This window comes from Brumimicrobium salinarum, from assembly GCF_002844555.1.
Lineage (GTDB): Bacteria > Bacteroidota > Bacteroidia > Flavobacteriales_D > Crocinitomicaceae > Brumimicrobium > Brumimicrobium salinarum.
Genome location: NZ_PJNI01000014.1, coordinates 55,573 through 66,949 on the forward strand (window position 1 = coordinate 55,573; position 11,377 = coordinate 66,949).

10 protein-coding genes, 5 tRNA genes and 1 pseudogene are annotated in these 11,377 nt (G+C 36.4%); all 16 read left to right on the plus strand.

The window, feature by feature from the left end; genetic code table 11:
* Nucleotides 1-51: 51 nt before the first annotated feature.
* The 16 genes and pseudogenes from CW751_RS11920 to rpoB all read left to right on the plus strand — a co-directional run bounded on the left by CW751_RS11920 (nucleotide 52) and on the right by rpoB (nucleotide 11,354).
* Nucleotides 52-1,191, plus strand: coding sequence for an acyl-CoA dehydrogenase family protein (locus CW751_RS11920; protein WP_101335260.1), 1,140 nt, complete (start codon nucleotides 52-54; stop codon nucleotides 1,189-1,191).
* Nucleotides 1,192-1,269: 78 nt separating this feature from the next.
* Nucleotides 1,270-1,460 (plus strand): annotated as a pseudogene (rpsU, locus tag CW751_RS11925) (30S ribosomal protein S21).
* Between the two features lie 63 nt (nucleotides 1,461-1,523).
* Nucleotides 1,524-2,399 (plus strand): tyrosine-type recombinase/integrase, encoded by an 876-nt coding sequence (locus tag CW751_RS11930; protein ID WP_101335278.1) that lies wholly within the window; start codon nucleotides 1,524-1,526, stop codon nucleotides 2,397-2,399.
* A 230-nt stretch (nucleotides 2,400-2,629) separates the two neighbouring features.
* Nucleotides 2,630-2,703 (plus strand) — tRNA-Thr (locus CW751_RS11935).
* An 11-nt stretch (nucleotides 2,704-2,714) separates the two neighbouring features.
* A tRNA-Tyr gene (locus CW751_RS11940) sits at nucleotides 2,715-2,797 on the plus strand.
* Nucleotides 2,798-2,828: 31 nt separating this feature from the next.
* Nucleotides 2,829-2,901 (plus strand) — tRNA-Gly (locus CW751_RS11945).
* A 28-nt stretch (nucleotides 2,902-2,929) separates the two neighbouring features.
* A tRNA-Thr gene (locus tag CW751_RS11950) sits at nucleotides 2,930-3,001 on the plus strand.
* Nucleotides 3,002-3,125: 124 nt separating this feature from the next.
* On the plus strand, nucleotides 3,126-4,313 hold the full coding sequence (tuf, locus tag CW751_RS11955; RefSeq protein ID WP_101335261.1) for an elongation factor Tu: 1,188 nt from the start codon (nucleotides 3,126-3,128) through the stop codon (nucleotides 4,311-4,313).
* A gap of 52 nt (nucleotides 4,314-4,365) precedes the next feature.
* Nucleotides 4,366-4,438: transfer RNA gene (locus CW751_RS11960), tRNA-Trp, on the plus strand.
* Nucleotides 4,439-4,453: 15 nt separating this feature from the next.
* A complete protein-coding gene (gene secE, locus CW751_RS11965) occupies nucleotides 4,454-4,666 on the plus strand; it encodes a preprotein translocase subunit SecE (RefSeq protein WP_101335262.1) in 213 nt (70 codons plus the stop codon).
* Between the two features lie 30 nt (nucleotides 4,667-4,696).
* On the plus strand, nucleotides 4,697-5,248 hold the full coding sequence (gene nusG, locus CW751_RS11970) for a transcription termination/antitermination protein NusG (RefSeq protein WP_101335263.1): 552 nt from the start codon (nucleotides 4,697-4,699) through the stop codon (nucleotides 5,246-5,248).
* Between the two features lie 86 nt (nucleotides 5,249-5,334).
* On the plus strand, nucleotides 5,335-5,775 hold the full coding sequence (rplK, locus tag CW751_RS11975) for a 50S ribosomal protein L11 (RefSeq protein ID WP_101335264.1): 441 nt from the start codon (nucleotides 5,335-5,337) through the stop codon (nucleotides 5,773-5,775).
* 12 nt (nucleotides 5,776-5,787) lie between these two features.
* Nucleotides 5,788-6,483, plus strand: a complete 696-nt coding sequence (gene rplA / locus CW751_RS11980) for a 50S ribosomal protein L1 (RefSeq protein WP_101335265.1) — start codon at nucleotides 5,788-5,790, stop codon at nucleotides 6,481-6,483.
* A gap of 11 nt (nucleotides 6,484-6,494) precedes the next feature.
* Nucleotides 6,495-7,016 carry a 50S ribosomal protein L10 gene (gene rplJ / locus CW751_RS11985; RefSeq protein WP_101335266.1) on the plus strand — a complete coding sequence of 174 codons (522 nt, stop codon included), beginning with the start codon at nucleotides 6,495-6,497 and terminating at the stop codon, nucleotides 7,014-7,016.
* A 41-nt stretch (nucleotides 7,017-7,057) separates the two neighbouring features.
* Nucleotides 7,058-7,432: a 50S ribosomal protein L7/L12 gene (gene rplL / locus CW751_RS11990; RefSeq protein WP_101335267.1), complete on the plus strand. Its 375-nt coding sequence runs from the start codon at nucleotides 7,058-7,060 to the stop codon at nucleotides 7,430-7,432.
* A gap of 109 nt (nucleotides 7,433-7,541) precedes the next feature.
* Nucleotides 7,542-11,354: a DNA-directed RNA polymerase subunit beta gene (rpoB, locus tag CW751_RS11995; RefSeq protein WP_101335268.1), complete on the plus strand. Its 3,813-nt coding sequence runs from the start codon at nucleotides 7,542-7,544 to the stop codon at nucleotides 11,352-11,354.
* Nucleotides 11,355-11,377 lie beyond the last annotated feature (23 nt).

Below are 11,377 nucleotides of genomic sequence, written 5' to 3' on the forward strand. Positions count from 1 at the left end.
GTATTATATTCGCTTGTTTAATATTATTTTTATTTAAAACTATACATTAGAATGAATTTTGACCTTAATGAAAATCAATTAATGATTCAGCAAATGGTGAGAGATTTCGCTGAAAAAAATATAAAGCCTCATTTATTAGAATGGGACGAGAAAGAACACTTTCCAGTTGATGTAATGAAAAAACTTGGTGACTTAGGTCTGCTTGGAATCTATATACCCGAAGAATATGGCGGTAGTGGGTTTTCCTATGACGAATATGTTACAGCTTTAATTGAATTAGGGAAGGTTTGTGGTGGTCTTGGTTTATCTGTAGCGGCTCATAATTCATTATGTACTGGTCACATTTATTATCACGGATCTGAAGCACAGAAAAAGAAATTTCTCCCAAAGTTAGCATCTGGTGAATTTATTGGTGCATGGGGGCTTACCGAACCAAATACGGGATCTGATGCGATGCGAATGAAAACTACTGCAGTAAAAGAAGGAAATGAATGGGTAATAAATGGAGCTAAGAATTGGATCACACATGGTTTGTCTGGTGATATTGCAGTTGTGCTTGTAAGAACTGGAGAATTGTTGGATAGTAAAGGTATTACTGCATTTATCATTGAAAAAGATATGCCTGGATTTTCTGCTGTGAAAATTGGGGATAAATTAGGAGTAAGAGCTAGTGAAACTGCGGAGCTTATTTTTGATAATGTTCGTGTTCCTGAAGAAAATGTTATAGGTGAAGTAGGAATGGGATTCGTACAAGCTATGCAAATATTAGATGGAGGTAGAATCTCTATTGCTGCTTTAAGTTGTGGAATTGCTCGTGGTGCTTATGAAGCATCTGTTAAGTACGCTAAAGAACGTGAGCAGTTTGGAAAACCAATAGCCTCATTTCAAGGAATTAGTTTTAAATTGGCAGACATGGCTACAAATGTAAAAGCTGCAGAGTTGCTAACATTTAATGCTGCTGCTCTGAAAAATAAAGGGGCAAAAATGACAGAAGAAGGAGCTTATGCAAAGTATTTCGCAAGTGAAACTTCTGTTATGTGTGGAAACGAGGCCGTACAAATTATGGGAGGGTATGGGTATACAAAAGAATATCCTGCAGAGAAATTTTTACGTGACGCAAAGCTTATGACTATAGGAGAAGGAACTTCAGAAATACAAAAAGTTGTAATTTCTAGAGAAATTTTGAAATAAATATTGTTCATAACATTTATCTTACTATCTTTGCCGACCTATTTAGAATTGAATTTATAAACGAATTAATTATAGAATATGTTAACAGTTCCTGTAAAAGAAGGAGAGAATATTGAAAGAGCTCTCAAAAAATACAAAAAAAGTTTGAAAAAACGGGTAGAATGCGCGAAATTCGAAGAAGAAAAGAGTTTATTAAGCCGTCTGTTCAAATGCGTCAACAACGTATTAAAGCTGGATACAAACAACGTATGATTTCGAAAGAAATATAACAAGCAACAAAAATATTTTTTGAAAAGGAGTTCTTTATGGACTCCTTTTTTTATTTTTATAATATGTTGAATTTATTTATCACATATTTAAGTACAGAGAAACGTCTTTCTTTACATTCAATTGTTGCCTATGAAAATGATGTAAGTTCTTTCCTCAGTTTTGTCGGTGTTGATAGCATAGATGATGTAGGCGAAATATCTTATCAAAACATAAGAGCTTGGATAGTCGAGTTAATAAATGAAGGATGTTCCAATAAAACAGTTAATCGAAAGCTCTCTTCTTTGAGGGGGTTTTTTAAATGGTTAATGAAAGGCAGTTTTATTGCTGTGGATCCTATGCAGAAGATAAAGGGGCCTAAGCAACATAAGAGAATACCAGAGTTTGTTAAAGAAGAGGAGATAGACATAGAAAGAATTAATGAGGTTTTCCCTGACTCAATATCAGGTTTGCGAGATAGATTGATTCTAGAGGTTTTTTATCAAACAGGCATCCGTTTATCTGAATTGATCAATCTTCGTGTGAACGATGTCAATTCTACTTCAATTAAGGTGTTGGGAAAGCGCAACAAGGAACGATTAGTTCCCTTGTCAGGTCAATTGTATGAAGATTTATTACGTTACATAAGATCTCCGAAAGTCGACCGGAGCCAATCTGATCATGTTTTTCTTACTGATAAAGGAGACAAGATGTATCCCAATTTTGTATATAGAAAAATGAAATTTTACCTTTCTTTATTAACTAACTTGTCTAAAAGAAGTCCACACATTCTAAGACATACTTTTGCTACTCACATGTTGAATAATGGAGCGGGATTAGAAACATTGAAAGAGATATTGGGGCACGCTGATTTAAGTGCAACACAGATTTACACACACAATTCATTTGATGAAATATCAAAAATATACGATCAGGCTCATCCAAGGGGAGGTAACGAATGAGGTTGTTAGCGAATGAGGTCATTGTAGAAGATATTGGTTTACTAATATGAATTTTAATAGATGATTTAAAAGTGATTGAAGTGAGGTGTGTTTTTAAATTATTTTTTTTTATTTTTTTTTTAAAAAAGTGCTTGTTGTAAATTAATTATTTCATACATTTGCAAACCCGAACGCGTTAACAGAAACAAGTACGGGAGTTCTTTAAAAGATTATTGTACCAAATATTAATTGCCGATGTAGCTCAGCTGGCTAGAGCAGCTGATTTGTAATCAGCAGGTCGGGGGTTCGAGTCCCTCCATCGGCTCTAAAATTTTTGGGGGGATACTCAAGCGGCCAACGAGGACAGACTGTAAATCTGTTGGTTTTTACCTTCGAAGGTTCGAATCCTTCTCCCCCCACAAGATTTTAGCAATTAATAAAAATAAATAAGCGGGAGTAGCTCAGTTGGTAGAGCGTCAGCCTTCCAAGCTGAGGGTCGCGAGTTCGAGTCTCGTCTCCCGCTCTTTTTATAGTCTTTTAAATAACTCGCTGCCGATGTAGCTCAGGGGTAGAGTGCTTCCTTGGTAAGGAAGAGGTCACGAGTTCAATTCTCGTCATTGGCTCGAAATAAGTTAGTGTATTGGGAATCACTCATTTTTTGGGTGATTATTTGTGCATGTACAAAGAGATGTTTATTCATCTTGAATGATTATTAATTAAGTATATTAACTAAGTAACAAATAAAAAATGGCTAAGGAAACATTTAATCGTTCCAAACCACACTTGAACATTGGAACACTCGGTCACGTCGATCATGGTAAGACAACTTTAACTGCTGCTATCGCTGCGGTTTTATCAGCAAAAGGTTTTGCTGAAGCTCGTGATTTTGACACAATCGACAACGCTCCTGAAGAAAAGGAACGTGGTATTACAATTAACACGTCTCACATTGAGTACGAAACAGAGAACAGACACTACGCACACGTAGATTGTCCAGGTCACGCCGATTATGTTAAGAACATGGTTACGGGAGCTGCGCAAATGGATGGAGCAATATTAGTTGTTGCTGCAACTGATGGGCCAATGCCACAAACACGTGAGCACATTCTTTTAGGACGTCAGGTTGGGGTTCCAAGAGTTGTTGTTTTCATGAACAAAGTTGATTTAGTGGATGATGAGGAGCTACTTGAATTAGTTGAGTTAGAGATCAGAGAATTGCTTTCTTTCTATGACTACGATGGTGACAATTCTCCAGTAATTCAAGGTTCTGCTTTAGGAGCACTTAACGGTGATGAGAAGTGGAGTGAGAAAGTTATGGAATTGATGGACGCTGTTGACTCTTGGATTGAGTTGCCAGAGCGTGAGGTTGATAAGCCTTTCTTAATGCCTGTTGAGGATGTATTCTCTATTACAGGTCGTGGTACTGTTGCTACAGGTCGTATCGAAACTGGTGTTATAAACTCTGGTGAAGAAGTTGACCTTCTAGGTATGGGGGACGAAAAGTTAAAATCTGTTGTTACAGGTGTTGAAATGTTCCGTAAAATCTTAGATAGAGGTGAAGCAGGAGATAACGTTGGTCTTTTATTAAGAGGTATTGACAAGGCAGATATCCGTCGTGGTATGGTGGTTTGTAAGCCTGGATCTACAACTCCTCACGCTAAGTTTAAAGCTGAGATTTATGTATTGAAAAAAGAAGAAGGTGGACGTCATACTCCATTCCATAATCGTTACCGTCCACAGTTTTACTTCCGTACAACTGATGTAACAGGTGAAATTCACTTAAGTGAAGATCGTGATATGGTTATGCCTGGTGATAACGTAACAATTACTGTTGATTTAATTGTTCCTATCGCAATGAACAAAGGACTTCGTTTTGCTATCCGTGAAGGTGGAAGAACAGTAGGTGCTGGTCAGGTAACTGAGATCTTAGATTAAGATTTAATAAATTATAAAGACGGGGAGTTGATAAAGCTCCCCGTTTTTAACTACGGGTGTAGCTCAGTTGGTAGAGTACTGGTCTCCAAAACCATTGGTCGTGGGTTCGAATCCTACCGCCCGTGCTAATAATATAGAAAGTGGCAAATATTGTAAATTATATTCAAGACACATACCATGAACTAGCTCACAAAGTGAGTTGGCCAACATGGACAGAGTTACAGAATAATACTATAATTGTAGTTATTGGTTCTGTAATATTTTCCTTACTTATATTTGTAATGGATTTTATATTTGGAATAAATCCATCCACATACTTTTGGAAAGGTGTGCTTGGACTGATTTATCCATAATTGTTTTACTGAGGTATTAAGAGGTTAGCAGTGGAAGAAGTAAAGAAAAGATGGTACGTTGTTCGCGCAATAAGCGGGAAAGAAAACATGGTTAAGGAATATCTTGAGATGGAAATTAATAGACAAAAACTGTCTGACTATTTCGGTCAAATTTTGATTCCAACTGAAAAGGTTTTTCAAATACGTAACGGTAAAAAAATATCCAAAGAGAAAACTTTTTTGCCAGGTTATGTTCTCGTCGAAACTGCACTTGTTGGTGAGGTGCCACATGTTATAAAAGGTGTACCGAACGTTATTGGTTTCTTAGGAGCCGAAAAACATGGTGATCCTCTTCCTATGCGTAAATCTGAAGTAAACAGAATTCTTGGTAAAGTTGATGAACTGACGGAAAACGAAGAGGAGATGAAAATACCTTTCGTAGTTGGTGAGTCAGTCAAGGTAGTAGATGGACCTTTCAATAATTTTAACGGTACTATCGAAGAAATTAATGAAGAGAAAAAGAAGCTTAAAGTTATGGTGAAAATTTTTGGGCGTAAAAACCTTGTTGAATTGAGCTATATGCAAGTTGATAAAGAAAGTTAATAAGTATTTTAACCAGTAGGAGTGACGGTGATGATTAAAGCTTCCCATCGATACGGTCATGTTAGTACTACACAAATTATATATAAATGGCTAAAGAAGTAGCAGGTTTGATCAAATTACAGATCAAAGGTGGTGCAGCAAATCCTTCTCCGCCCGTTGGTCCCGCACTTGGTGCAAAAGGGGTTAACATCATGGAGTTCTGTAAGCAGTTTAACTCAAGAACTCAAGATAGGGCAGGAAAAGTATTACCCGTTGTAATCACAGTTTATAGTGACAAGTCGTTCGACTTTATCATTAAAACACCCCCAGCAGCAGTTCAAATTTTAGAAGCAGCTAAAACTAAGAAAGGTTCAGCTGAACCAAACCGTGTTAAGGTGGCAAGCCTTTCATGGGATCAAGTAAAAGCAATAGCTGAAGATAAAATGACTGATTTAAATTGTTTTACAGTTGAGTCAGGTATGAAAATGGTTGCTGGTACAGCAAGAAGTATGGGAGTAACTGTAAAAGGAGAATTTCCAAAAAACTAAAAAACATTAATCATGGGACGTATTTCTAAAAAAAGAAAAGAAGCGCTTTCTAAAATTGATTTTGGAAAGACGTATTCGTTGACTGAAGCATGTGATTTAGTGAAGGAAATCACTAATGCAAAATTCGATGCTTCTGTTGATCTTAGTATTCGTTTGGGTGTGGACCCTAGAAAAGCGAATCAAATGGTAAGAGGAACCGTTGCTTTACCTCACGGAACTGGTAAGGATATCAAAGTTTTAGTGCTTTGTACTCCTGATAAAGAAGAGGAGGCTAAAGCAGCAGGTGCTGATTACGTTGGTTTAGACGAATATATTGAAAAGATAAAAGGTGGATGGACTGATGTCGATGTTATTATCACTATGCCATCTGTAATGGGTAAAGTTGGTGCTCTAGGTCGTGTATTAGGACCAAGAGGACTTATGCCAAACCCAAAAACTGGTACTGTTACAATGGATGTAGCAAAAGCTGTTCAAGAAGTTAAAGCTGGTAAAATTGATTTCCGTGTTGATAAATACGGTATTGTTCATACAAATATTGCGAAAGTTTCTTTTGATGGAAATAAAATATTGGACAATGCTAATGAGTTATTAACGACGTTAGTTAAAATGAAACCATCTGCAGCTAAAGGAACATATATCAGAAGTATATACATGAGTTCTACTATGAGCCCAAGTATTCAAATTGATGCGAAATCTATTGTCGCTTAAAATTTTTAATTATGAATAGAGAAGAAAAAGCGCAGTACATTGACGATTTAACAGCAGATTTAAGTGAAGCAGGTGTGTTCTATTTAGCGGATACATCTGAACTTACAGTTGAGAAAATCAACGAACTTCGAGGAAGATGCTTCAAAAATGGTGTTAGTTTAAGAGTAATTAAAAATACTTTACTCGAAAAAGCTATCGACCGTGTTGAAGGTAAAGAACTTGGAGAATTGGTTGGGGTTCTTTCTGGACCAACTTCTATTATGTTTGCTGAAGTAGGTAATGCGCCTGCTAAAGTTATCAAAGAATTCCGTAAAAAGAACGATAAGCCTATTCTTAAAGCAGCTTATGTAGAAGAAACGATTTACCTAGGTGATGAAAATCTGAATACATTAACTGAAATTAAGAGTAAGGATGAGCTTATTGGAGATATTATTACCTTACTTCAAAGCCCAGCTAAAAACGTTGTTAGCGGACTTAAAGGACAGGGTGGTAAAATTGCTGGAATCCTTAAAACGCTCTCGGAAAGAGCTTAAGTATTATTAATTATTATAGAACCTTTTTAAAATAAAATAAAATGGCTGAATTGAAAGAAATCGCTGAAACATTAGTTAACCTTACAGTAAAAGACGTTAACGAATTAGCAAACATCTTAAAAGATGAGTATGGTATCGAACCTGCAGCTGCTGCTGTAGCTGTTGCTGGCGGTGGTGCTGGTGGTGGTGATGCCGCTGAAGAAAAAACTGAGTTTGACGTAATCCTTAAAGCTGCCGGAGGTAGTAAATTGGCTGTCGTTAAATTAGTGAAAGAATTAACTGGTCTTGGCTTGAAAGAAGCTAAAGAATTAGTTGACAGTGCTCCATCTCCATTGAAAGAAGGAGTAGCGAAAGACGAAGCAGAAAGCCTTAAATCTTCATTAGAAGAAGCAGGAGCTGAAGTTGAAGTTAAGTAGTAACAACACTTATTTTACAGTACAGGCATCCTCGATTTTCGGGATGCCTTGTGCTGTTTTAATGCATTTATACGCATACGGTACTTTTTTCTAACAAAAATACGTAGTCTTGGCAACATCAAATAATATCGCTACAAGAATTAATTTCGCTTCTAGCAAAAGTGTTTTTGAATATCCTGACTTTTTGGATGTTCAATTAAAATCATTTCGTGAGTTTTTTCAACTTGAAACAACTCCAGATAATAGAGAAAAAGAGGGACTCTTTAAAGTTTTTTCTGAAAACTTCCCCATTACTGATACAAGAAATCAGTTTGTCCTTGAGTTCTTGGACTATTTTATAGATCCGCCTCGCTACTCTATCGAAGAGTGTATTGAACGTGGATTAACTTACAGTGTGCCATTAAAGGCCAAATTAAAACTGTATTGTACTGATCCAGAACATGAGGATTTCGAAACTATTGTTCAAGATGTATATCTTGGAACAATTCCATATATGACCCCAAAAGGTTCATTTGTTGTTAACGGTGCTGAACGTGTTATCGTTTCTCAATTACACCGTTCTCCTGGTGTTTTCTTTGGTCAATCCAGACATGCTAACGGAACAAAATTGTATTCCGCTAGAATTATACCTTTTAAAGGTTCGTGGATTGAATTTGCTACTGACATTAATAATGTCATGTATGCTTACATTGATCGTAAAAAGAAATTACCTGTAACCACTTTGTTTAGAGCAATTGGTTACGAAAGTGATAAAGACATTTTAGAGATTTTTGACCTTGCTGATGAAGTTAAGGCAACTAAAACTAATCTTAAAAAAGTTCTAGGTAGAAAACTTGCTGCAAGGGTTCTTAAATCATGGATCGAAGATTTCGTTGATGAGGATACTGGAGAAGTTGTTTCCATAGAACGTAATGAAGTTATACTTGATCGAGATACTGTACTCGATAAAGACAATATTGAAGAAATAATTGAGGCCGGAACAAAAACTATAATCCTTCATAAAGAGGATGTTAATTCTGCTGATTTTACAATCATATATAATACTTTACAAAAAGATACTGCTAATTCCGAGAAAGAAGCAGTAGAAGTAATCTATAGACAATTACGTAACGCTGAGCCGCCAGATTTTGAAACAGCACGTAGTGTTTTTGAAAAATTGTTTTTCTCAGATACTCGCTATGACCTTGGAGAGGTTGGTCGTTTCAGAATAAACAAAAAATTAAAAATATCAGACGACGAAGAATCACGTGTTCTTACTAAAAGTGATATTATTAAAATCATTAAATACCTTATTGAATTAATTAATTCAAAAGCAGAAGTAGATGATATCGACCACCTTTCTAATCGTCGTGTTAGAACAGTTGGTGAACAATTATTCTCTCAATTTGGAGTAGGTTTGGCCCGTATGGCAAGAACGATCCGTGAGAGAATGAATGTGCGTGATAATGAGGTTTTTACACCGATTGATTTGATTAATGCGAAAACATTATCTTCTGTTATTAATTCTTTCTTCGGAACGAATCAGTTATCTCAGTTTATGGATCAAACAAATCCACTTTCTGAGGTTACACACAAAAGACGTTTCTCTGCTTTAGGTCCTGGTGGTTTATCTAGAGAACGTGCTGGTTTTGAGGTGCGTGATGTTCACTATACACATTATGGTCGACTATGTACTATTGAAACTCCCGAAGGACCAAACATTGGTTTGATTTCTTCCTTGTGTGTATTCGCTAAGGTGAATAAATTAGGCTTTATTGAAACACCGTACAGAAAAGTAGTAGACGGTAAAGTTCAATTAGATGAAGAACCGATTTATTTGACTGCTGAAGAAGAAGATGCTAAAATGATTGCACAAGCAAATGCCCCATTGAATGACGATGGTATGTTTACTGGTGAAGTTGTTAAAGCTCGTGAAGAAGGAGATTTCCCTGTTGTTGAACCACAAGAGTTAGATTTAATGGATGTTGGAGCAAATCAAATTGCTTCTATTGCAGCTTCTTCGATTCCATTTTTGGAACATGACGATGCCAACCGTGCTTTGATGGGATCAAACATGCAACGTCAGGCGCTACCTCTACTAAAACCACAATCTCCAATTGTTGGTACGGGTATTGAAAGGTTAGTTGCTAAGGATTCACGTGTATTGATTAACGCTGAAGGAGCTGGAGTTGTTGAATATGTTGATGCTAACAAAATTGTAATTAAATACGATCTCTCAGAAGAAGATGAGATTGTATCTTTTGATGGTAACACCAAAACATATACGCTTACTAAATTCAAGAAAACAAATCAAGGTTCAACGATGAATCTAAAACCTATTGTTAAAAAAGGTGATGTTGTTGAAGCAGGTCAAGTATTGTGTGAAGGTTATGCAACTCAACAAGGAGAATTGGCCTTAGGTCAAAATATGAAAGTTGCTTTCATGCCTTGGAAAGGGTATAACTTTGAGGATGCAATCGTTATCTCTGAAAGAGTTGTTCGCGAAGATGTCTTTACTTCAATTCATATTGATGAATATTCCTTGGAAGTAAGAGATACCAAACGTGGAATGGAGGAGTTAACTGCTGATATTCCTAACGTTAGTGAAGAAGCTACAAGAGATCTTGATGAACACGGTTTAATCAGAGTTGGTGCCGAGGTAAAAGAGGGAGATATATTAATTGGTAAGATTACACCAAAAGGTGAAACAGACCCATCTCCTGAAGAGAAGTTATTACGTGCTATTTTTGGTGATAAAGCTGGAGATGTTAAGGATGCTTCTTTAAAAGCTGGACCTTCTTTAAAAGGTGTGGTCATAAATAAAAAGCTGTTTTCTAGAGCTGTCAAAGACAGAAAAACAAAAGCACAAGACAAACCAATTCTTGAAAATCTTGATGCTGAGTACGAAAAAGATTTAGCAGAATTAAAAAATATTCTTGTTAAAAAACTATTGGTTATTTTAGATGGTAAAAAATCTGCAGGAGTAACTAATAACTTTAGAGAAGAAATCATTAAAAAAGGTTCTAAATTCTCTGAAAAAGCATTAAGTATTGTTGACTATGCTATTGTAAATCCAAGTAAATGGACAACAGAAGAAGATACCAATGCTCTTATTCAACGCGTGATTCATAACTTCACAATTAAAGCAAACGATTTATTAGGTAACTATAAGAGGAAGAAATTCCATATCTCAGTAGGGGATGAATTGCCTTCAGGAATTGTTAAATTGGCGAAAGTTTATTTAGCGAAGAAAAGAAAGCTTAAAGTGGGAGATAAGATGGCAGGTCGTCACGGAAACAAAGGTATTGTTGCTAATATTGTTCGACAAGAAGACATGCCTTTCCTAGATGACGGTACACCAGTTGACATCGTTTTGAACCCATTAGGGGTACCTTCACGAATGAACTTAGGACAAATTTATGAAACTGTTTTAGGTTGGGCTGGTGAAAAACTAAATGTGAAATTTGCAACCCCAATTTTTGATGGTGCAGAACCTTCTGAAGTTGCTGAGTATTGTGATAAAGCTGGTGTTCCACGTGCAGGTAAATCTTATTTGTATGACGGAGGAACAGGAGAAAGATTCCATCAACCAGCAACGGTTGGTGTGATTTACATGCTTAAACTTTCTCACATGGTGGATGATAAAATGCATTCACGTTCTATTGGACCGTACTCTTTAATCACACAACAACCATTAGGAGGTAAAGCACTCTTCGGAGGTCAGCGTTTTGGAGAAATGGAGGTTTGGGCACTTGAAGCGTTCGGTGCATCTAATATTCTACAAGAAATCTTGACGGTTAAGTCTGATGATGTAAATGGAAGAGCAAAAGCTTACGAAGCGATTGTGAAAGGTGATAACCTGCCAAAACCAGGTATTCCTGAATCTTTCAATGTATTGTTACATGAACTTAGAGGACTCGGTCTTAACATAAAGATGGATTAGTAGTCAACGTTTAATTGAAAACA

Bases quoted from the DNA above. Each gene is read 5' to 3' on its own strand.
- CW751_RS11920 (WP_101335260.1), top strand. From the start codon at position 52: ATGAATTTTGACCTTAATGAAAATCAATTAATGATTCAGCAAATGGTG.
- CW751_RS11930 (WP_101335278.1), top strand. From the start codon at position 1,524: ATGTTGAATTTATTTATCACATATTTAAGTACAGAGAAACGTCTTTCT.
- tuf (WP_101335261.1), top strand. From the start codon at position 3,126: ATGGCTAAGGAAACATTTAATCGTTCCAAACCACACTTGAACATTGGA.
- rplK (WP_101335264.1), top strand. From the start codon at position 5,335: ATGGCTAAAGAAGTAGCAGGTTTGATCAAATTACAGATCAAAGGTGGT.
- rplA (WP_101335265.1), top strand. From the start codon at position 5,788: ATGGGACGTATTTCTAAAAAAAGAAAAGAAGCGCTTTCTAAAATTGAT.
- rplJ (WP_101335266.1), top strand. From the start codon at position 6,495: ATGAATAGAGAAGAAAAAGCGCAGTACATTGACGATTTAACAGCAGAT.
- rplL (WP_101335267.1), top strand. From the start codon at position 7,058: ATGGCTGAATTGAAAGAAATCGCTGAAACATTAGTTAACCTTACAGTA.